The organism is uncultured Turicimonas sp., from assembly GCF_902477955.1.
Lineage (GTDB): Bacteria > Pseudomonadota > Gammaproteobacteria > Burkholderiales > Burkholderiaceae_F > Turicimonas.
Window position 1 is genome coordinate 1 of the sequence record NZ_CABSJB010000030.1, and the last position, 20,925, is coordinate 20,925.

Annotated in this window: 17 protein-coding genes; 9 read left to right on the forward strand and 8 right to left on the reverse strand. The window is 43.6% G+C overall.

Going from position 1 to position 20,925, the window contains the following annotated elements; genetic code table 11:
• Positions 1-361: 361 nt before the first annotated feature.
• Together RDK53_RS09035 and pncB are read right to left on the reverse strand one after the other, a co-directional pair.
• Positions 362-1,780, reverse strand: coding sequence for a sodium:proton antiporter (locus tag RDK53_RS09035; RefSeq protein ID WP_308514259.1), 1,419 nt, complete (start codon positions 1,778-1,780; stop codon positions 362-364).
• 22 nt (positions 1,781-1,802) lie between these two features.
• Positions 1,803-2,999 (reverse strand): nicotinate phosphoribosyltransferase, encoded by a 1,197-nt coding sequence (gene pncB / locus RDK53_RS09040; protein ID WP_308514260.1) that lies wholly within the window; start codon positions 2,997-2,999, stop codon positions 1,803-1,805.
• 256 nt (positions 3,000-3,255) lie between these two features.
• Between pncB and fdxA the strand changes: the two genes are divergently transcribed.
• From fdxA to nth, 4 genes are read left to right on the forward strand one after another with little or no spacing between them, the layout of a single operon-like run.
• Positions 3,256-3,588 (forward strand): ferredoxin FdxA, encoded by a 333-nt coding sequence (gene fdxA, locus RDK53_RS09045; protein WP_308514261.1) that lies wholly within the window; start codon positions 3,256-3,258, stop codon positions 3,586-3,588.
• Positions 3,585-4,364 carry a ferredoxin--NADP reductase gene (locus tag RDK53_RS09050; RefSeq protein ID WP_308514262.1) on the forward strand — a complete coding sequence of 260 codons (780 nt, stop codon included), beginning with the start codon at positions 3,585-3,587 and terminating at the stop codon, positions 4,362-4,364. Before fdxA ends, RDK53_RS09050 begins: the two co-directional genes overlap by 4 nt.
• Positions 4,365-4,376: 12 nt before the next feature.
• The gene (locus tag RDK53_RS09055; RefSeq protein ID WP_308514263.1) at positions 4,377-4,943 is read left to right on the forward strand and encodes an RnfABCDGE type electron transport complex subunit B; all 567 of its coding nucleotides are present in this window, start codon (positions 4,377-4,379) and stop codon (positions 4,941-4,943) included.
• On the forward strand, positions 4,940-5,617 hold the full coding sequence (nth, locus tag RDK53_RS09060) for an endonuclease III (protein ID WP_308514264.1): 678 nt from the start codon (positions 4,940-4,942) through the stop codon (positions 5,615-5,617). The genes RDK53_RS09055 and nth overlap by 4 nt, the downstream gene beginning before the upstream one ends.
• Positions 5,618-5,707: 90 nt before the next feature.
• On the opposite strand, the gene RDK53_RS09065 is transcribed toward nth, so the two are convergent.
• Complete coding sequence (locus tag RDK53_RS09065; RefSeq protein ID WP_308514265.1) at positions 5,708-6,466, reverse strand: spermidine synthase; 759 nt, start codon at positions 6,464-6,466, stop codon at positions 5,708-5,710.
• Positions 6,467-6,659: 193 nt separating this feature from the next.
• Positions 6,660-8,561 carry a molecular chaperone HtpG gene (gene htpG, locus RDK53_RS09070; protein WP_308514266.1) on the reverse strand — a complete coding sequence of 634 codons (1,902 nt, stop codon included), beginning with the start codon at positions 8,559-8,561 and terminating at the stop codon, positions 6,660-6,662.
• 166 nt (positions 8,562-8,727) lie between these two features.
• Between htpG and RDK53_RS09075 the strand changes: the two genes are divergently transcribed.
• The gene (locus RDK53_RS09075) at positions 8,728-9,930 is read left to right on the forward strand and encodes a PLP-dependent aminotransferase family protein (protein WP_308514267.1); all 1,203 of its coding nucleotides are present in this window, start codon (positions 8,728-8,730) and stop codon (positions 9,928-9,930) included.
• Positions 9,931-10,164: 234 nt separating this feature from the next.
• Here RDK53_RS09075 and RDK53_RS09080 read toward each other — a convergent pair whose 3' ends face one another.
• A complete protein-coding gene (locus RDK53_RS09080; RefSeq protein WP_308514268.1) occupies positions 10,165-11,337 on the reverse strand; it encodes a DUF401 family protein in 1,173 nt (390 codons plus the stop codon).
• A 1-nt stretch (position 11,338) separates the two neighbouring features.
• Positions 11,339-12,241, reverse strand: a complete 903-nt coding sequence (locus RDK53_RS09085; protein ID WP_308514269.1) for a MurR/RpiR family transcriptional regulator — start codon at positions 12,239-12,241, stop codon at positions 11,339-11,341.
• A gap of 165 nt (positions 12,242-12,406) precedes the next feature.
• Here RDK53_RS09085 and RDK53_RS09090 point away from each other — a divergent pair, with 165 nt between their 5' ends.
• Together RDK53_RS09090 and RDK53_RS09095 are read left to right on the forward strand one after the other, a co-directional pair.
• Complete coding sequence (locus tag RDK53_RS09090) at positions 12,407-13,888, forward strand: FAD-dependent oxidoreductase (RefSeq protein ID WP_308514270.1); 1,482 nt, start codon at positions 12,407-12,409, stop codon at positions 13,886-13,888.
• 12 nt (positions 13,889-13,900) lie between these two features.
• A complete protein-coding gene (locus RDK53_RS09095; protein ID WP_308514271.1) occupies positions 13,901-14,236 on the forward strand; it encodes a cytochrome c3 family protein in 336 nt (111 codons plus the stop codon).
• 202 nt (positions 14,237-14,438) lie between these two features.
• Here RDK53_RS09095 and RDK53_RS09100 read toward each other — a convergent pair whose 3' ends face one another.
• A complete protein-coding gene (locus RDK53_RS09100; protein WP_066591662.1) occupies positions 14,439-15,299 on the reverse strand; it encodes a neutral zinc metallopeptidase in 861 nt (286 codons plus the stop codon).
• 215 nt (positions 15,300-15,514) lie between these two features.
• Here RDK53_RS09100 and RDK53_RS09105 point away from each other — a divergent pair, with 215 nt between their 5' ends.
• Positions 15,515-16,330 (forward strand): class I SAM-dependent methyltransferase, encoded by an 816-nt coding sequence (locus tag RDK53_RS09105; RefSeq protein WP_308514272.1) that lies wholly within the window; start codon positions 15,515-15,517, stop codon positions 16,328-16,330.
• Positions 16,331-16,430: 100 nt separating this feature from the next.
• Entirely contained in the window at positions 16,431-17,900 is a 1,470-nt protein-coding gene (locus tag RDK53_RS09110; protein WP_308514273.1) for a flavocytochrome c, read from the forward strand.
• An 81-nt stretch (positions 17,901-17,981) separates the two neighbouring features.
• Here the strand turns inward: RDK53_RS09110 and parC are convergent, their stop codons facing one another.
• Positions 17,982-20,924, reverse strand: coding sequence for a DNA topoisomerase IV subunit A (parC, locus tag RDK53_RS09115; RefSeq protein WP_308514274.1), 2,943 nt, complete (start codon positions 20,922-20,924; stop codon positions 17,982-17,984).
• Between the last annotated feature and the right edge of the window lies 1 nt (position 20,925).

The following is a 20,925-nucleotide window of genomic DNA, read 5'->3' on the forward strand; positions in this document are numbered from 1 at the left end:
TCCAAAGTCATTACCTAGGTAGTTTGACCTTGATCAAACTTTCTTCAGATTTTTTTATGTTTAGGTAGAAACCACAGGTTCTGCCTAATTACCGCATTAAGGTATATAGACACAAAAGTAAACCAAGATCTATTCAATCAATGCACTTTCTTTCCAATAAAAATAATAAGTTAGCGTTATTCTTTGAACAACTTCTGAATAGAATTCAATTGGTTGCATATATGAAAGTTTTGAATTCCTCCTGCGAACAAACCAAATAAAAAGCAATAACTCTGTACGAATAATTTAAGCCTCCTAAATTTTTCATCTAGGAGGCTCAAATTCTTGACTAGCATTGGCTAGTGGATCTTAATGCTAGGATTTACATAAGGAATAACCAGGTAAGCATCAAGAAAATTGGAATCAGTATGCCGTAGGACCAAATCATATAGCCGAAGAATGTCGGCATCTTGATTCCTCGGTTCTGGACAATGGAAACAACCATGAAGTTCGGAGCATTTCCAATGTAGGTCATCGCGCCCATAAATACGGCACCCATAGAGATAGCCATCAAAGTATGAGCTTCTTTTGTCATCAAGAGCTGAGGATCGCCGCCGGCCAAATTAAAGAAGGCAAGATAAGTCGGAGCGTTATCCAAGAAGCTGGAAAGCATACCTGTGAGCCAGAAAAATGCTGCGTTAACCGGCTGACCATCCGCACCCGTTACCAAAGAAACTAACGGTGCGAATGCGCCTTCGTGACCTGCACGAAGCATTTCCAAGACAGGAACGATCGTCACGAAGATGCCGAAGAACAGCTTGCCGACCTCGAGAATCGGTTCCCAACTGAACTGATTGGCTTCGCGGTATTCTTTTCTAGTCACTAAAAGAGAAAGGATGCCGGCAGTTAAGAAAATTCCGTCACGGATTATGGATTCAAGAGCCAAATGAACGCCAAGCACATGGTACTCAACCCCTGTCTTCCAGAAGCCGGACATAAGAACAGCACCGACGATACAGGCGAGAAGGATAAAGTTAACCGAGCCTTCAATGCCGAACGGAATCTTCTCTTTCGTTTCTAGAAGAGAAGGATTGGCTTTAACTTCTTTATTGAAGAGGATGGTATCAACAAGAAAGTAAACGCACAAAAGAAGACCAACCGCAAGTCCGGTGACAAGCAAAAGATGCTCAGCAGTCCAGAAGAAAGTTACGCCGCGAAGGAAGCCCAAAAACAGCGGAGGATCGCCTAAGGGAGTAAGAGAACCCGCGATGTTGGCAACAATAAAGATGAAGAAAATATAGGTATGCATCTGATAGTGACGCTTTTTGTTAGCCTCAATCAAAGGTCTAATAAGAAGCATCGCAGCGCCTGTCGTTCCCATAAAGTTAGCAAGGACTGCACCAACCAAAAGGAATCCTGTATTCAAAACCGGGCGCCCCAAGAAAGAGCCTCTTAAGTGAATACCGCCGGCTACCACATACAAAGAGCCTACGAAAATAATAAACGGCACATAGTCGCCGATGAGAGCATGTGCGAGAGCTTGAGTACTGGTTGTGCTGTCGAAGAAAATATAAAGAGGCACAGCACAAAGAATTGCCCACATAAGAGCAACTTTTCCGTAGTTCTTGTGCCAAAAGTGCGCAAAAAGCAATGGTCCCAGAGCGATGCTCAACAAAATGCCGGCAAACGGCACTGCCCACCATAAAGAAAGAGATGCTCCCGGGAGAGAAGCGTGGGCATTAAGCGGCAAAAGTCCCAGCATCAACGCGGATGCCAAAACCGTAGATGTCGAAGATTTCATTAATGCTTCCTAAAAATTAAAATTAAGCCTTCGCCTCTTGACATTCATCAAGCTCGAAGACCTCTCTTAAGTACTTCAAATATGATTCGTCCTCACACATGCTCTTGCTTGGAGAATCGGATAATTTTGCAACCGGTTGTCCGTTGCAGCGGACTAATTTAATGACGTTCTGTAATGCAGGGTAACCCAGATCGTTAACCAGGTTGGTCCCAATACCAAAACCTAAATTGATCTTGTTATGGAACCGGTTGTAGAGACTTATGACCTTGGGAATATCCAGCATATCGGAGAAAATCAAGCTCTTCGTGCGCGGATCACAACGATTGCGCCTGTAGTGCTCGATGATTTTCTCGCCCCAAATATAAGGATCTCCGGAATCGTGTCTGGCCCCGTCAAACAATTTGCAGAAATACATATCGAAATCAGACAAAAAGGCCTTCATTCCGAAAACATCTGACAGAGCAATCCCCAGGTCTCCTCTGTACTCTTTAGCCCACATTTCAAAGGCATACGTCTGTGAATCTCTCAAACGCGGCCCGAGAGCCTGACACGCCTGAAGATATTCGTGCGCCATTGTTCCCAAAGGGGTTAATCCTTCGGTCATCGCGAAGTATACGTTACTAGTTCCTACAAATTTGTTACCAAGTTGTTCTCTCAAAGTTCGAATCACTTCGAGCTGCCACGCCTTCGAAAATCTTCTTCTTGTCCCATACTCTGAGATTGTCAGACCCGGAGAACCATTAGGCAGATCCTTAATCAGTTGAATTTTTTCTGCTAAACGCCTTCTCCCTTCCTCTAAATCCGGAACCGGATAGAACTTCTGGTAATAGCATTCTCCCACGATGGCCAACACAGGAATCTCAAACATAATTGTGTGAAGCCAAGGACCTTTAATGCGAATTTCAATGTCAGTCTTACTTCCGTCTGCCGGGTAAGCTTCAATACGGGCTTTATTGAGGCGGAAAAGTTCTAAGAAATCTACGAAATCGCTTTTAATAAAGCGCAGCTTAGAAAGATATTCAAGTTCTTCGGGTTTGAATTGAAGAGTACATAAGTTTTCGATTTCTTCTCTGATTTCCGGCAAAACAGCTTGAAGATCCGTCCCTTCATTTCTGCACTTAAATTTATATTCAACTTGTGCACCGGGAAATTGATGAAGCACACACTGCATCATCGTAAATTTGTACAAGTCGGTATCTAGAAGAGAATTTATGATCATGTAGTAATCTGCCTGAATTGTTGTGCGGTCATTCTAATGTTTTCAATATACTAACGGAGGAATGAGAGATTACTTTCTTTCAGGAGAAAGATTTTCTCATAATGTGAATTACAGACATTTACCGAAAAAAGCGCCGGTTCGATAAAAATACCTCCTTTGAACCTACTTTTTTGCAACCAGACAAAAAAGACATCTCGTCAAAGTTTTAAAATAGGGAGCTTAATCTTAAAAACCTACAAGTTGGAGAAATAATTAAATGGCACACGTTGTCACCGAACCTTGCATTCTCTGCAAATACACCGACTGCGTTGACGTCTGTCCTGTCGACTGCTTCAGAGAAGGTCCGAATTTCTTAGTCATCGATCCTGATGAATGCATTGACTGTGCAGTTTGCATTCCGGAATGTCCGACTAACGCCATTATGGCTGAAGAAGACGTTCCTGAAGATCAACAAGAATTCATCGCCTTGAATGCAGAATTAGCAAGAGTTTGGCCTTCCATCACCCGCATGAAGCCTCATACTGACGAAGCAGAAGAATGGCGCGACGTGTTGGTTAAACGTCAATATCTTAAAAAGGAACTCGAATGATTCCTCAGAAAGCAGTACCCATTAAGCTCCTCCAGAAGCAAGTCTGGAGAGAAGGATTAGTTTCTCTGAGATTTGAGAAGCCGGATTCTTTTACTTTTAAGCCCGGACAATTTGTTCGTTTAGGAATCGAAAAAGATTTTGCTGAGGGTACTGCTTACGAAGGTCGTCCCTATTCTATGGCGTCTCTTCCGGAAGATCCCTTCCTAGAATTCTTTATTGTTGAGGTTCAAGGAGGAAGGGTTTCCAGTGCACTGACGACTTTAGAACCGGGACAATCCTGTTACTTAGAGCCGGAACTTTGGGGTTCTATGCTTCCGGAAAGAATTCCGGGAGGAAATACTTTATGGTGCATCTCCTCCGGTACCGGCTTGGCGCCCTTCATGTCCATTCTTCAAGACGGATCTGTTTGGAAGCAATGGCCGAACATCGTTTTGGTTCACTCGGTCAGATACTCCGAAGACTTGGCATACACCAACCTCATTCAGAAATTTACGGACGATTCTAGATTCGGTGCCAATCCAAGTCACTCTTTCTGCTATGTTCCTGTGATTACCCGTGAAGCTACACAGTTCTTATCTCAAAGAATTCCTGCTTTAATTGAAAGCGGTGATTTAGAAGCAACGGCAGAACGCAAGTTAGATCCGGTTGAATCCCGTGTTCTTTTATGCGGCAATCCGGAAATGCTGAAATCCGCTCGAAATGTCCTTAAAACCAAAGGATTTGTGTCTCCGCGCAGGGGACAGCCCGGAAATCTTCTCGCTGAAAACCTCTGGTAACCATCTTTCTTTATGGATCAATTAGTTCTAAAGATTGACAGCATTCTTCCGCAGACGCAGTGCGAACAATGCGGCCATAAAGGCTGTCTGGAATATGCCAAAGCCATCGTGAGCGGAGAAAAAATAAACCGCTGTCCTCCCGGAGGAGACGACGGCATCCGTAAGCTTGCTTCTTTATTAGAGGTGGAAATCCTGCCGTTGGATCAATCTTGCGGAGAGCATGTTCCCTTTGAAACTGCCGTAATTAATCCAAAGCTTTGCATCGGATGCAAACTCTGTGTTACGGCCTGCCCCACCGATGCCATCATTGGTTCTCCAAAACATATGCATCAAGTAGATCCTGTTTTTTGCACGGGATGTTGTCTTTGTCAGATAGCCTGTCCGATGGACTGCATTGATATGGAACCAGCGAATAGAGAATGGACTGAGGAAGATAAAAACCGTTCCAGACAAAGGTTTAATGCTAGGAATCTGCGCAGAAAGCAGATAGAAGAAGAAAAAGAGGCCAAGCTCAATGCCAAAGGATCAGCAGCGGCTAAGAAAGATCTCCTCGCAAAGCTTTTAAAGAAGAAACAATGAATCAGGCAAAAAGAATTGAGATTTTAAAGGTGCTTCAAGCAGACAATCCTGACCCGAAAAGCGAATTGGAATATTCCACTCCTTTTGAGTTGTTAATTGCTGTTGTTCTTTCTGCTCAGGCCACCGACAAGAGTGTCAATGAAGCGACTCGGCATATTTTTCCTATCGCCAACACTCCGGAAAAGCTGTTGGAGATGGGCCCGGAAACCTTTCTTGACCACATCAAGAAGATTGGACTTTTCAGAACTAAGACCAAAAATGTGATGGAACTATGCCAAACCTTAGTTGATAAGTACCACAGTCAAGTTCCTCAAGAATTTGACAAGCTTGTTGAGCTTCCGGGTGTTGGCAAAAAAACCGCCAGCGTGGTGATGAATGTCGCTTTCGGTGAGCCGAAAATCGCTGTGGATACGCATGTTTTCCGCGTTGCCAACCGCACAAAATACGCAACCGGAAAAACACCTGAGCAAGTTCAAATCAAAATGGAACGGTACACGCCTTTAGAGTACCGCGTCAATGCTCATCACTGGTTTATTCTTCTCGGCCGCTACATCTGCAAAGCCAGAGCTCCCGAATGCTGGCGCTGTCCGATTAAAGACCTCTGCGAATTTAAAGAAAAGCTTCTTGAAAAACCAGAGAAGAAAAAAGTCAAACAAATGAAGCCCGGTACTTGAGCTTCAAGGCAGAAAAGAGGTCTAAAAAGGCCTCTTTTCTATTGACTATGCACCGGCAGATTAACTGAAAAGCCGAGATATCTAGAGAGTCTAAAACTTGAACTCATTAGAAAGAGAGTTCTCTTTCTGCAGCATCTTTATCCATTTCTTGGCAGGAACCTTCAAGCGCGCTTGAATTTCTGCAGCCCGTTCTTTCAATTGTTCAATGGAATAATCCTTCTTTTCACCTTTAGAGGCGATCACAATGCGGTTCCCTTCTTGAACTTCGGGCATGATAAGCACTTGACCGTAAAATGCCTCAGAAATCGCCTTGTAACTTTTTTCGAAATCTTCGCCTCCGAATAAATTAAAACTGGCAACTCCTCCCTCTCGGAGTGCTTTCCTGCAAAGACGATAGAAAGGCACATCATCGTAAACCGGACCCCAAGCTTCTGCATCGTAAATATCGACCAAAAGCCAATCGACAGGTTCGAAATTTCCCTCAGAAAGATATTTCTTGCAGTCTTCAAACACAATCTTCAGATGGTCATCTTCATCGGGAAGCTTGAACCACATCCTGCAGGCCATATATACATCTTCAGAAATTTCCACGACTGTAGTTTTAGCTTCAGGCAGATATTTCCAAGTGAATTTGGCAAAGCCTGCGGCCCCCAGACCTAGTTGCAGAATTTCCTTAGGATGGGGTTCGAACAGAGCCAACGCCATCATAGACTGCTGATACTCAAGAGCAAGACGGTAGGGACGATTAATCTGCATCCCTCCTTGAATCCATTCAGAGCCAAAATGCAAATATCTATAACCACCCAATTCTGAAAAATCTACCGGTGTTCTTACTTTTTTCTTTGCCATCAATATGCCTTTGAAAAAAACTGGATGCCACTAATCAAATTTGAGGAAGAATTATAGAAGCTCCGAGGAGACTCCTTTCAGTGGAACCATATTCGATAAACACGATCTTTTGTTTACTCGAAGATAAAAAATTTGCCTCCTCTCTGAAGCGGAGAAGAGGCGTAAATGAATTTAATTTATATAGTCAGTCGGACTAATTGCCTTTAGCCTGCATTGAATCAACCAACATGGTATTCATTCTTTGGACGAATCCTGCTGGATCTTCCAGAGTTTCACCTTCCATTAACTGTGCTTGCTCTAACAAGAGTTTTGCCCAATCCGGAGAGAAAGCATTCTTTTCCTGCAAACGAGCAACCAAAGGATTATTCGGATTCAATTCCAAAATCGGCTTACTTTCAGGAACTTCCTGTCCGGCCATCTTCATCATTCTGACAAAGGCCGGATTTAAAGCGTTTTCATCATTAACGATACATGCCGGAGAATCCGTCAGTCTTAATGTCATGCGGACGTCCTGAACGGAAGAACCTAAGGCCTCCTTGAACTTATCAATCAAAGGCTTGAATTCAACTTGAAGTTTTTCCTTTTCTTCTTTTTCGTTCTTGTCAGATAAATCGCCGAGGTCCAAATCTCCCTTAGCAATATTGACAAAAGACTTGCCTTCGAATTCAGTCATGAACTGCATGAGCCATTCATCGATTGGGCCTCCCATGAGGAGAACTTCAACATCCTTTTTCTTGAAGAGTTCAAGCAACGGACTCTTAGCGGCGGCTTCCGGTGTGTCGCCGGTAACATAATAGATACTGTTCTGGCCAGTCTTCATTCTGGCGAGATAGCCTTCTAATGTAGCGGTCTGTTTGCCTTCAGTGGCTGTAGAAACAAATCTCAACAGCTTCTGAATTCTTTCTCTGTTGAGAGGGTCTTCTCCCATACCTTCCTTCAAGACATTTCCGAACAAAGCCCAGAATTTGTCGTAGTCTGCAGCTCTGCTGGCGGCCAAATCTTCAAGCATGGAAAGAACACGCTTTGTAGAGCCATCGCGAATTGTCTTCAAGTCTCTGGACTGTTGAAGAATTTCACGGCTGACATTCAAAGGAAGATCTTCAGAATCGATTACGCCGCGGATAAAGCGGAGATATTTAGGCATCAACTGGGAGGCGTCGTCCATGATGAAGACGCGTTTCACGTAAAGTTTTACACCGTTAACGTGTTCTCTGTCCCAAAGATCGAATGGAGCAGCACTTGGGACGTAAAGCAATTGGATGTATTCGTTTTTGCCTTCTACTTTGTTGTGTGTCCAAGTCAAAGGATCGCTTGGATCGTGGGAAACATGATGGTAGAACTCTTTATACTGATCTTCAGTAATTTCAGATTTCGGACGTGCCCATAAAGCTGCGCCTTGGTTGATAGCTTCCCATTCTCCGGTGTCGATGACTTTGTCATCTTTGTATTCATCTTTACCCATCAAAATCGGAGTAGAGATGTGATCGGAGTACTTGGTGAGAATATTGCGGAGTCTGAACTTGCTTACCAAGTCTCTGTCTTCACTCTTCATATGAAGAATAACGTCCGTACCGAAATGATCCCGTTTTGTATTTTCTACAGTGAATTCACCCTCACCGTTACTTTCCCAGAGAGTAGCGGAATCAGCAGGATCTCCGGCTTTGCGTGTAACAACGGTTACTTTATCGGCAACGATGAAAGAAGAATAAAAGCCAACGCCGAACTGACCGATAAGCTGTGCATCCTTCTTTTGGTCTCCGGAAAGATTCGCAAAGAACTCTTTAGTCCCGCTTTTAGCAATCGTACCCAAATGAGAAATGACTTCTTCTCGAGTCATACCGATACCGTCATCGCTGATAGTAATAGTTTGAGCGGTTTCGTCTACGCCGATTCGGATGGAAGGATGAGGATCCTGAGATAATAATTCCGGTTTTTTGATGGCTTCGAACTTGAGCTTATCGATAGCGTCAGATGCGTTAGAAATAAGTTCTCTTAAGAAAATTTCGCGATTTGAATACAGCGAATGCACCATGAGGTGCAGCATTTGTTTAACTTCGGTCTGAAAACCTAAGGTTTCCTTTTTTTGTTCACTCATTTCTTTTATTCCTTTTAAATTTTCCCGATGATTTCTATTTGGGGATTTCTAAGTATTTTTCAAGATATTTGGCGAACATTGGAATTAGACTAACAAAAACGGGAAATCACAAAATGTGTAACTCCTGAGATATGTTTTTAATTGTTTTAACCAATCGAATGCGATAATGAACTCGGAAACTAAAAATCAAACACCCCCAAAGTCGCAGAGGGTATTAAATTCTACTAATTCCATCATCGGTGATCTTTTGAAGCTTGCAGGCCAAGCAGACATTATTTCTTTTGCCGGCGGCCTACCCTCACCGAAAAGCTTTCCTATTAAAGAAGTCGAGAAAGCTACTCAGACTGTTCTAGAAAAAGAAGGTGCTTTGGCTCTTCAATACAGCTCGACGGTCGGAGAGAAACCTTTAATAGACCAAATTGTTAAATACATCAACTCAAAAGGCGTTCCTGCTCAAGCGGATGAAATCCAGATTGTATCCGGATCCCAACAAGCGCTTGATCTCCTAGGCATGGCATATATTGACAAAGGTTCCCTAGTGGCTGTTGAAAGCCCCAGTTACCTTGGTGCCATTCAAGCCTTTGATCTTTATGAACCGAAATACATTGAAATCCCAACTGACGAGCATGGTCTTAATCCAGACTTGATTGGCCCGGAATTCAAAAACATTCGTTTCGCCTATGTCATTACAACATTCCAAAATCCAACCGGATTGACACTGTCGGTTGAAAGAAGAAAGAAACTTGCTGAAAAAGCCCGTGAATATGACTTCTGGATTATTGATGACAATCCATACGGCGAACTTTATTACGACCAAGAACCGCCTCCGTCAATGAGACTGTACGCACCGGAAAGGACCATTTCTTTGGGAACCTTCTCCAAAGTTTTGGCACCGGGCTTCCGCTTAGGCTATGTTGTCGGTCCGAAGGAAGCTATTGCTCCTCTCACTCAGCTTAAACAAGCGGTCGATTTGAATACTTCTACTTTTACTCAGCTCATAACTGCCCAAATCATGGAAGACGGCTTGATGACCACGCACCTCCCAGCCGTCAGAGAAATCTATAAAACCCAGTGCGAGTACATGCTTAAAGCCATGGAAAAGTATTTCCCGAAAGAGGGAGTTAGCTGGACGAAGCCGGACGGCGGTATGTTTATTTGGGTAACACTTCCCGAAAGCATCAATACCGACGAACTTATGAAAGAAGCCGTTGCACGCAAGGTTGCTTTTGTCCCGGGATCTGCTTTCTATACCGTTGGAAAGGAAAAATACAACTCAATGAGGTTGTCTTTTGTTACGGTTCCTCCCGCAAAAATTGAGGAAGGCATCAAGACGCTTGGTGAATTACTCAAGGAAAAGCTAAGTCAATAACTTTTAAGAATGAGCGGCACTGCCGCTCATTTTTATTTCGATCATTATGATTCGCAACTTCTAGATTCTTCTGATTAATTTTGAAATTAAAAATTCTCAGTCGTGTTCTCCGCTTTCATCGGCCGAACTTAAAAATTGAAATTCCAAAAATTCTCTGAGGCAAATTTGAGCCTGACGGAGAGAAGCAGAAAGCAAAAGAAGGTTCAAAGATCTTTAGGCTTGAAGAAGCTGCGCTCACTTCCAAATCTCGTATATCACAGCCAAAATTGCACCCCACCCGACAAAAGCAACTGTCAGCGGTGCAATACATCCTGCGATTAGTTTTTTAACAGGAACATCAAAGTATTCGGAGGTTACTATCAAACATAGGTGGGACGGGGTAAGAAATTGAGAACTCAAGCCAACACCTAAAAGAAAGCCGATAATCAGAGGATCATGGGAATAAAACAAAGCAGCAATCGGCATTAAAAGAGCAACGTAAGCATGGCAAATTCCGGTAACGAGGCCCATAAAAAATATACCCACACTCAACATAAGTAGCATGGGAAGAACGGGAGTCGTTGTCCAGTTTAAAATCAATTCGTTAAGGCCTCCCTCTCTCAACATAAACGCAAAGATTAGGACACCCGATACGTCCCAGAGGATTTTTAATAATTTTGCTGATGGAACAAAGGAACCTACCACTCTTTTAAAGCCTAAGATTTTCAAACTTAGAACGGCTACTAAGCAAGTACACCAAAATAGAAAGAAAATCAAAGAGTTTTTGAAGAAAAATGACAGAAGAGACCCAATAAATATGACAGAGCTTGAGATGTAAAAACTTTTGTTAAGTCTCAGAGGCTGCCAGAAAAAGGTGCTTTTAAAATCAATTGGAGAAATAAACCAATGCCAACCCGTTAGAAAGCATAAGACTCCCATTGGAGCAAGAACCGACATAAGTTGGAATATTGGAACTTCAGTTAAAGCAGCTGTCAGTACGACCCCTGGGATCAAAGGATTGATAAAAACATGAAAATGTCGGAACCAAAAATTGATTTCAGCGAGTTGAAGGTCCTTGGCGGAAGTTCCTTTTCCTATATTTTTGACGAGGGCACACGAAAAGAGTGCTCCTCCAATGGCCGGAAGAATTCCAAGTACAGAAGTTAAAAGTACTAAAGACAAAGACTTAGGGAATCTTTCTTCAAGCCAAAACGAAAATTTTTGTAAAGCACCTGAGGAGTTTAACAATGCTTCAATTACGCCGACAAAATACAGAAGTGCTAATGGATACCAAAAGACCCAAGATAAGGAGAATTTAAAAAAGGACTGGAAAAGATCCAAAGAGTGGGAAGTCGATAAAATGAAAATCAGACCTACCAACAGAAATATCGTTCCCGGCAACCTTACGAAAAAAGAGAGATACTTCATTTTAGTCAGCAAAACGGCAGACTTGGCGGAAGGCCTGATCCTCTTCATTAAAACGGTTAAATCTTAAGAGTCTTCGTTTTGCTTTCTCTTCGTCCTTTCTATAGACACCATAGGCAAGAGCATCCGCCACTACTAGCAAAGGTGTCACAACATCAAAGCAACCAACAAAACTAATGCTCACTAAGAGTGCGACAGAGGCTAATGAGGCTTCAGGCACTGTTTTAAAATCTGAAACAAGAACTATTTTGACACCGCGCTTGGCCAGCATTCTCATCAAATTCAATGTAGCTGTGGGATATTGAATGACCATAAAAACAACTGCTACATCTTGGTGATCAAGGTCATCTAATTTAGAGAATGAATCAAAAGAGTTGGTGCCAAGTACGTGGCTGACATCAGAATGTACTTTTGATAAAACATAAGCGCAGTGAGCAGCGACTCCAAAACTTGCTTTATGCCCGAAAACCACTACTTTTCTGGCTTGGAAAATCAAGTTAACAGCCTGAGAAAATGCCACATCATCACGGTTGTCTGCCAGATTTTGAAGCATCTGTTGCGCCACAGATATTGAGGTTTGCAAAGCGTTAGAGGACTTCTGTGGATCCACTTCTAAAACCGCTTTTCCCTCTAATGAAACTTGTGCAGTCCAGCGAAGCTCCTTTTTCAGGTCAGGAAATCCTTTATACCCCATTTCCGTAGCAAAGCGCACGACAGTGGCAGGGCTGACTCCTGCTTCCTCCGCCAGCTGGGCCGTATTGAGGTAAGAAGCATGAATTAGGTTATGAATTAAATAGTTCGCAACTTGCTTATGCTGGCGAGACAATTCAGGTATTTTCGCTTCAATTTTTCGAATAAACGCTGGAATTTTCCCAATTCCAATTTCTTGATTTTCTTTATTTTCCATTTTTGTACGAAATATTTATTTCATAATTCTAAAAATCTTTTCCTAATTTTCCATTAATACTAGGGTATCTCCTGTAATAATGAAATAAATTTTTGCATTATTATTTCAAATGAAATACAAGTAGTCACTTTTATTTCAAAAATAATGTTTTATCAAGGAAAACTTATGTCCTCAATTCTCAGAAGAAAATTTTTAGCTTCTTCAGCAGCGGTCCTCGGTGTTTTCAGTTTAAATCAGAACGTAGCTGCGGAACCTGTTAAAGAACAAGCAAAAAAAGATAACAGTGAAAAATTTGATTTTGTCGTGATTGGCGCAGGGGCTGCCGGTTTAGCTGCTGCCATTGAAGCCAAACAGGCTGGCGCCAGCACCGTCCTACTGGAGAAAGCTCCCCGCCCAGACGGCAACACGATGTATGCATCAGGCACGCTTTGTGCTTTCGGTAGCCGGGAGCAAAAAGGCCTAGGCGACACATTGGAAAAATTCGTCAATGATCAGATGCATGAAACACAAGGAATGGGAGACAGAGAAGCAATTGAAGCATTTGCTTTAGAGTCGGGTCCAGCAATTGATTGGTTAATCGACATCGGAACCCCACTAAAGCTAAAGAAGGATCTTCCTCATCCAAAACTTTCAAGACAGTTTTATATGACCACTGACGGAACGACCGGCGGTTCTATTTTGATGCGCAGAATGCTAGCCGTTGCAAAGAAAATTGGTCTTCCAATTCATGTCAATACAAAAGCCTACGAACTAATTACTAACGATGACGGAAGAGTCATTGGCGTCAAAACTCGCAGCCCGAGCGGCTTCAAAATTTATTGGGCTGAAAAGGGCGTAATGATTGCGACCGGAGGATTCTCTGCCAATGAGGAAATGAGAACCATGTATATGGGGCCTTGGGCTGCAAATTTAAAAATTCGCGGTTCTCTTAGAAATACCGGCGAAAACATAATGATGACTCGTCCTTTGGGCGCCAAACTCGTTAACATGACCGAATTTTATGCAGGCCCCATCGTTCCTGAGACTCACGCCAATCCAGCCCGCGTCAGCAATTCTGCTTACGGCATGATCGTCGGAAAAGACGGAAAGAGATGCGTAGATGAAAGCTTAGGTCAAGCAATGCGCTCCAAATTGCTGCCTCAGGTAACTCCGGATAATAGAACTTTCATTATTTGCGACATCAAAACCAATGATGAAGACAATATTCTTACTAAATTACTTGACCGCTTTAAACGTTTAAACAGCCCCGTATATGAAGCAAATACTATTGAAGAGCTAGCAGATAAAGCGGGCATTAACAAAGCAAATTTAGTTAACTCCGTAAAAGAATTTAATAAGGCCATCGCTGAAGGAAAAGGACCATCCCTTGTTCCTCCGCACAATCGCAAAAAAGCTCACCCGGTAGCCACAGCTCCCTTCTATGCGATTCCTATGAGCGGCGGAATTGCCGCAACTTTCGGGGGACCGAAAATAAATAAACATGCTCAGGTTGTAGATGTCGATGACAAACCTATTCCTGGATTGTATGCAGCCGGAAATGCTTCCGGTGGTCTCTGGTACGCAGAAGATATCGCAGGAAGCCAAATCAGCAGCGGTATTGCAATGGGGCGTATCGGAGCTCGTCACTCCATCAACACTGCTAAATAAAAGGAGAGACAAATGAAATTATTAAAATCAATTATTTTCTCTGCGTTGGCCCTTTTGGCTCTACAGGCAAGTGCAGCTCCCGACATGTTGGCTGACCGACACGTTCAAAAAGGCAACACTTGTGCTGCATGCCATACAGAAAATCCTCCGGCACAAACCGTTCCAACCTCCCAATGTCAAAAGTGCCATGGCGACTATGAAGCATTAAAACAAAAAACTTCAAGTCTGAAGCCAAATCCTCATTACACACACATGGGAGATCAGCCTTGTGAAGAATGTCATAAAGGGCATAGCACCCCGGTTAATATGTGCGCCACTTGTCACAAGATTAAATTAAATGTGAAGTAAGACATTTTGGGACTGTCGGTTTATTCCGCCAGTCCCCGATTCTTTCTTATGAAATAAATTTTCTTTTGAGATAATTTTCTTAGCTGAACGTTGTCCGTAATTATCGGAAAGGTTAAGGAAAAAGCATCGCCAGAACTTCGACGATGCTTACCGGTTGAGATAACTCGAAAACCTTGCCAGGAATTTCAATTGGAGTTAAATATCATCTAAGACCGGATTTGAAGGTATTGCACATTTCAGGATTGCCGGAATCAAATCCGACTTTGAACCATTTGTAACGCTGTTCAGAAGTGCCATGAGTAAAGCTGTCCGGCACCACCCTTCCCGTGCTTTGTTTCTGCAGTCTGTCGTCTCCGATTGCCGCAGCTGTTCTTAATGCTTTCTCCAGGTCACCCTGTTCGAGGATGCCTTGTTTATTCATATCGTGTCCCCAAACCCCGGCTAAGCAGTCTGCTTGAAGCTCAAGCATTACTGAAAGTTGATTAGCTTGTTTTTGAGAAACGCGAGATTGTTCTTGGCGGACCTGGTCGGCGATACCCAATAAGTTCTGAACGTGATGTCCGACTTCATGAGCTAAGACATAACCGAGAGCGAAATCACCGCCTCCGCCTAAGTTTCTCTGCATATCTTTATAGAAAGACAAGTCAACGTAGAGTTTGTTGTCAGACGGGCAGTAGAAAGGTCCCATAGCAGCTTGCCCGTAACCGCAAGCAGTTTGAGTTGAGCCTGAATAAAGAACCATTTTAGGAGGTACGTAATTCTTACCTGAATTCTTAAAGAGCTTGCTCCACGTGTCTTCAGTGCTCTTCAAGGCAACGGAGGAGAAATTAGCTAACTGCTGTTCCTCTGCCGTCGGTTTATATGTTTGATTTGAATAAGTTGCCGGATCTGACCCAAATTCTAAGACGGGAGTTAGATCAATGCCGAAGTAACCAGCTACAAGAACAACTGCCAATACAGCCAATCCCATTTTTCCTTTAGGCAGGTTCATACCTCCACCAAATCCGGATTGGCCTCGTCTGTCTTCAACGTTATTGCTTGTTTCTCGTCCTTGCCACCGCATAATTGCCTCTGACACGATTATCTAATTACCAATTGTAATCACCTCCTTAGAAGAATATTACGGGAAAACCCCAAAACGGAACTAAAAGCACTGTCTGTTATTGAGAATTGAGAAGATTTCAAGGTGGCCATTTTTATGAAGAAGGTTTTCACAAGAAGGCTTGGATATGCAATTATCAGAAGTACTGAACCTACTAAGGCTCCAACGGATCCAAAATGACATTTAATGAATTAGCTTCTTCTTTTGATGCTGTTGGGCAGAACTATGAAAAGTTCCGTCCTAGCTATGTGCCTGAGCTTTACCGTGAAATATTTGCATCGTGCTCACTTAATTCAACAAGTCAGGTTTTGGAAATCGGAATCGGTACCGGGCAAGCCACACTCCCTTTCTTAGAGGTTGGCTGCCAGCTGACAGCAATCGAGCCGGGTATAAATCTTGCTGACGCCTGCAAGGAGAAGTTCTCCAACTATCCAAACTTGCACCTAATTTCCGGCAAATTCGAGGACGTATCTCTCCCGAAAGAGTCTTTTGACTTAATTTACTCCGCAACGGCATTCCATTGGATTCCTGAAGTGTTGGGTTACCCGAAAGTTTTTTCACTTCTCAAGGAAGGCGGCATCTTTGCTCAGTTTGCTAACCAGCCGGATCCGTACATTGAAAATCCGGAACTCGGCCCGGAACTCAGCAGGCTTTACGATAAGTATTTTTATTCCTTCTGTAAAAACAAGAAAATTAAGTTCAGCGGTTTCACAGAAGAAAAAGCAAAGGTAACAACAGAAACCGCTAAAAAGTATGGCTTCCAGGACTGCCGTTATTTCCTCTTTCGAAGGATTCGAACCTTTTCTGCAAAAGAATATATTGGTCTTCTGAGCACCTATTCCGATCACATTGCCCTCAAAGAACCTATTAGAACCGAATTCTTTTCAAATATTGAAGAAGTAATTAACAATCATGGCGGAGCAATAAAAATCAGAGATACCTTAGAACTGCAACTCAGTACAAAAAAGACGTTATCCCCCGGTAGAAGGTAGTAAGAGGTTACCTTTAATATGGGATTTAAAAAGGGGAACCTGATACTTAAAATAGTTACTGTCGGGAGAGAAAACCCGACCTGTATTCCTGGAGAATAATATGACAATCAATAGAAGACAGCTTCTAGCAAGCTCGATAATTGCTCCTTTCGCTTCCCTTCCTTCTTTAGCATCCGCTGCTGATTTATGCTCAGTTCCTCAAGCCTGGGACAAGACCTATGACGTTATCGTCATTGGATCCGGAGGTGCGGGCTTATCAGCCGGCATTGTCGCAAAAGAAAAAGGTGCCAATACCGTCGTTTTGGAAAAATTACCTTTGCCCGGCGGAAATACAATGGTTTCCGGCGGAGGTTTGAATGCTGCAATTGAAGCTGACTACAAAAAAGCTGGAGTCAAAGACTCTCCTCAACTGCATACTGAACAGACTCTTGCCGCCGGTGACAATAGAGCAGATCCGGAGTTGGTAAAGACACTTTGTGAAAAAGTTCCTGAAAGTGTTGAATGGCTGAAAAGAGTCGGCGTTCAATTTAAACCCGGTATTTACCAGATCTACGGCGGTCTCTGGCCGCGCTGCAGAAATCCGGTCGGTCAAAGCGGCGGTGATTATATTAAAGCCTGTACACAATATGCCAAGAAGATTGGCCTGCCAATCCTAACTTCTCATAAGGTCACTTCGATTATTCGTGAAAAACCTGACTTCGGCCGAGTCCTTGGTGTGGAAGTTGACTTAGGAAATGGTAAAAAAGAATACTGGAAAGCTAACAAAGGTGTAGTTGCAGCTGCAGGCGGCTTTGCAGCAAATCCGGAAATGTGCGCTTTCTTTGATCCGAGATTAACAAAGCTGAATACAACAAATCAGCCCGGTTCAACCGGCGAAGTCCTTAAAGCAATTCAAGGCATCAATGGCTTAGCGGTCGGAATGGACTACATCCAGTGCATCCCTTGGACCGCACCGGGCTACAAGCACACCGCCGACATCTTCCAAGCTATCGAATACACTGTCTTCCTCAATAAAGAAGGAAAACGTTACGTTGCTGAAGATGCTCGCCGAGATGTGATCAGAGATGCAACTTTGGCCCAAACGGATCAAACCGTATTTCCGGTCTGCGACGCAGATGGATTCGATAAGAACAATGAGTACTACAACGAAATGAATCACCGCGCATTAGAAAACGGTACTCTTTTCAAAGCTGATACTATCGAAGAACTGGCTAAGCTTATTAACTTGCCTCCGAAGGAAATGGCTCAGACCATTCAGGAATACAACGAAATGGTTGATTCCAAGAAAGATCCTCTCGGCAGAAGCGAGTTAATGCTGAGCCACAAGATTGTAAAAGCACCGTTCTACGCAGGTCCTATCGGCATGTGCAGACACCACACTATGGGCGGCGCCAAGATTAACACTAAAGCTCAGGTAATCGACCGCGACGGTCAAGTGATACCGGGTCTTTATGCAGCCGGTGAAATTACCGGAGGAATTCACGGGTCTAACCGTGTCGGCGGAAATGCCATTGCTGATATCTTTACATTCGGAAGAATTGCAGGAGAAAATGCAGCAACCGGAAGTTAAGTAGCGTCGTAGGCTAAATCTGAATGGGCAAGAAGTTTTTCTTCTTGCCCATTGTCTTAATAAATATTTGACTGAACTATATTAGAACAAAAGACCGGTGTTTCCTTGTTCTTCAGAAGTCAAAACAAAATCCTCGAGCTGTTTATCTGCATCAGTTTTGCCAGTTTCCTTCTCCTCCTTCTCAGACACAGTCTGTGCATTTGAAACAGCAGAGACAGTCGGTTTCTCATCGGCTCTAGTCTCGGTGTTCTCGGAAACGCCGCCCTCGCCTTCGTTGGCACCCGGAACCTCTAGCTTCTCGTCAAACTTAGAAGGAAGCAGATCGTAGTAATTCCACTTGTTCGGAAGTTGTTTTCCTTTTCTTGCCCGCTTCATCTTGAAGGTTTCAATTAGGCGAGGTCCGATCGGATAAGTTTGTTCTTTGTTTCCTCGGCCTAAGCCGCAAGCAATCACACCCTTAGAAGAAGACGGTAAAGCGGCAACCAACCGATCGCCTTCTGCCAAAGAAATAAGAGCAACACCTCGGCCGCCGTTGGGCAAACTTCTCAATTCATCGATTTCAAAATCTAAGAATCTTCCGGCTTGAGTCAAAACGGAAACTAAAGTCTGTGCGTCGGTAAACATTCTCAACGGCAGAGGCTTGACTGTTTCGTCATTGAGCGTAAAGAACGTCTTGCCGCTCTTCTGACGAGAAACCATATCTCCAAGTTTGCACCAGAACCCATAACCGTCACTGCTGGCCAAAAGAACTTTGAAATCAGAATCTCCGCAGACATAGCTGAAGGGGGCATCTTTATCCTGGAACTGGACAAAAGCACTCACATGCACACCGTCTCCTCGGCCGTTAGGCAGCTGAGACACCGGTACGGAATAAACTCGTCCGCTGTGAGCCATCACAATCAAATTATCAACGGTACGGCATTCGAAAGACGCCTTTAGAGAATCTCCAAGTTTGAACGAGAGATTAGCAGCATCACAACCGTGGCCTGTTCTGGCTCTCAAGAAACCTTTTTCACTAATAATGACAGTGACGGGTTCATCGGCAACTTTCTTGACGAGAGTTGCGGTTTGAGCCTGTTCAATTAAGGTTCTTCTTTCATCTCCGTACTTCTTGGCATCGCTTCTGATTTCTTTGCAGACCAAGGCTCTAAGTTTGGAATCATTATTGATGACATCCAACAAAGCGGCTTCTTCAGACTTCAGCTGGTCAATTTCTTTTTGAAGCTTAATTTCATCAAGATTTGCCAACTGTCTTAATTTCAATTCCAAGATGTCTTCGGCTTGTGCATCCGTCAAACCAAAGGTCTTCATCAAAGCAGCTTTAGGATCTTTTGCCTCACGAATCAGTCGAATGACTTCTTCGATATTGACGATAATCAGCATTCGGCCTTCTAAGACATGGATTCTGCCTTGGACATCGTTCAAGCGTGTCTGAGAACGTTTGAGAACCGTTCCGAGCCTGAAGGTGCACCATTCGGAAAGTATTTCAACCAATCCTTTTTGTCTTGGCTTACCGTCAATGCCAATAGCAACCAAGTTGAATTTACATCCGCACTCGAGACTTGTCTTGGAGAATAAGATGTTGACGAACTCATTTCTGTCGACTGTCTTGGATTTCGGTTCAAATACGATTCTTACCGGATTATCCGTATCGGATTCATCTCTTACGGTATCTAAGATACTCAAAAGGAGAGCTTTATCCTGCTGCTGTTTAGCCGACAGTGTCTTTTTGCCTGCCGGGGCTTTCGGATTTGTCAAAGAATCCAGTTCTGCAAGAACCTTAGCTGCGCCTACCTTATAAGGCAGTTCGGTTACGACTAATTGCCATTGGCCTCGGGCAAGTTCTTCGAACTCATAGCGTGCTCGCAGAAGAAGGGAACCGTAGCCGGTGGAATAAGCGTTCTTTATATCTTTTTCAGAAGAAATAATTTGAGCGCCGCCCGGGAAATCAGGTCCGGGGATAAACTGCATCAATTCATCCAAAGTAATCTTCGGATTCTTAATAACGGCTTCGGCCGCATTAGCAACTTCTACCAAGTTATGCGGAGGAATTTCCGTGGCCATACCGACGGCAATACCGCTGGCACCGTTAAGCAAAATGAACGGCAGGCGAGCAGGCAAAGTAACCGGTTCTTTAAAGGCGCCGTCATAGTTTGGAACAAACTTGGTTCCACCCTCATCAATTTCTTCTAGAAGCAGTTCCGAGTACTTACTCAGTTTTGCTTCCGTATAACGCATATGGGCCGGGCTGTCGCCGTCCTGCGAACCGAAGTTTCCTTCACCGTGGACCAAAGGGTAGCGCATGGTGAAATCCTGAGCCATACGGACCATAGCATCGTATGCTGCCACATCGCCGTGAGGATGAAATTTACCGAGGACGTCACCTACGATACGAGCACTCTTGACTTGCTTAGCTTCAGCTACGAGCCCCATTCTTCTCATGGCATAGAGAATTCTTCTCTGTACCGGCTTTTGTCCGTCCGATACTTCAGGAAGAGCTCTGCCTTTAACCACGGAAATAGCGTATTCCAAGTAAGCGCGGCTGGCAAAATAAGCTACCGTTAATTTGTCGCCGCCGTCATCATCATTGGTTAGAGCCTGCTCAACAATATCAGTCGGATCATTAGTTGGGACTATAGAAACCTCTCCGAGAGTCTTATCGACTTCTTCCAAAGCTTCGGGGTCAGAGGTTTCGGCTTCAAAGTCTTTTAGTTCTTCAGTACCGTCTGCCGAGGAGATTTCCGTTTCTTTGATATCTTCCTTGAGAGACTGCACTTCTTCTGTTTTTTCTTCTTCCTTGGTCATTTCTTCTTCGATGACTGGTGTCTCTTGGGCTACTTCTTCAACGGCTGTCTGAGACTCTTGAGGCTCAGTTTCAGGATGTTCAGCTTCATCTTCGAAATCGAAGAGGAAACCGCTTCCATTGTCCGGAATGTCTTCTTCCTTAACCTCAATGACATTGGCTATCAGCTCTTTATCAGCCTTCTTTTTGCTCTTTGAATTATTTTTATCTGTTGATGCCATG

Excerpts from the sequence above, each read along its gene's own strand:
- RDK53_RS09035 (WP_308514259.1), bottom strand. The coding sequence starts at position 1,780 with ATGAAATCTTCGACATCTACGGTTTTGGCATCCGCGTTGATGCTGGGA.
- pncB (WP_308514260.1), bottom strand. The coding sequence starts at position 2,999 with ATGATCATAAATTCTCTTCTAGATACCGACTTGTACAAATTTACGATG.
- fdxA (WP_308514261.1), top strand. The coding sequence starts at position 3,256 with ATGGCACACGTTGTCACCGAACCTTGCATTCTCTGCAAATACACCGAC.
- RDK53_RS09050 (WP_308514262.1), top strand. The coding sequence starts at position 3,585 with ATGATTCCTCAGAAAGCAGTACCCATTAAGCTCCTCCAGAAGCAAGTC.
- RDK53_RS09055 (WP_308514263.1), top strand. The coding sequence starts at position 4,377 with ATGGATCAATTAGTTCTAAAGATTGACAGCATTCTTCCGCAGACGCAG.
- nth (WP_308514264.1), top strand. The coding sequence starts at position 4,940 with ATGAATCAGGCAAAAAGAATTGAGATTTTAAAGGTGCTTCAAGCAGAC.
- RDK53_RS09065 (WP_308514265.1), bottom strand. The coding sequence starts at position 6,466 with ATGGCAAAGAAAAAAGTAAGAACACCGGTAGATTTTTCAGAATTGGGT.
- htpG (WP_308514266.1), bottom strand. The coding sequence starts at position 8,561 with ATGAGTGAACAAAAAAAGGAAACCTTAGGTTTTCAGACCGAAGTTAAA.
- RDK53_RS09075 (WP_308514267.1), top strand. The coding sequence starts at position 8,728 with ATGAACTCGGAAACTAAAAATCAAACACCCCCAAAGTCGCAGAGGGTA.
- RDK53_RS09080 (WP_308514268.1), bottom strand. The coding sequence starts at position 11,337 with ATGAAGTATCTCTCTTTTTTCGTAAGGTTGCCGGGAACGATATTTCTG.
- RDK53_RS09085 (WP_308514269.1), bottom strand. The coding sequence starts at position 12,241 with ATGGAAAATAAAGAAAATCAAGAAATTGGAATTGGGAAAATTCCAGCG.
- RDK53_RS09090 (WP_308514270.1), top strand. The coding sequence starts at position 12,407 with ATGTCCTCAATTCTCAGAAGAAAATTTTTAGCTTCTTCAGCAGCGGTC.
- RDK53_RS09095 (WP_308514271.1), top strand. The coding sequence starts at position 13,901 with ATGAAATTATTAAAATCAATTATTTTCTCTGCGTTGGCCCTTTTGGCT.
- RDK53_RS09100 (WP_066591662.1), bottom strand. The coding sequence starts at position 15,299 with ATGCGGTGGCAAGGACGAGAAACAAGCAATAACGTTGAAGACAGACGA.
- RDK53_RS09105 (WP_308514272.1), top strand. The coding sequence starts at position 15,515 with ATGACATTTAATGAATTAGCTTCTTCTTTTGATGCTGTTGGGCAGAAC.
- RDK53_RS09110 (WP_308514273.1), top strand. The coding sequence starts at position 16,431 with ATGACAATCAATAGAAGACAGCTTCTAGCAAGCTCGATAATTGCTCCT.
- parC (WP_308514274.1), bottom strand. The coding sequence starts at position 20,924 with ATGGCATCAACAGATAAAAATAATTCAAAGAGCAAAAAGAAGGCTGAT.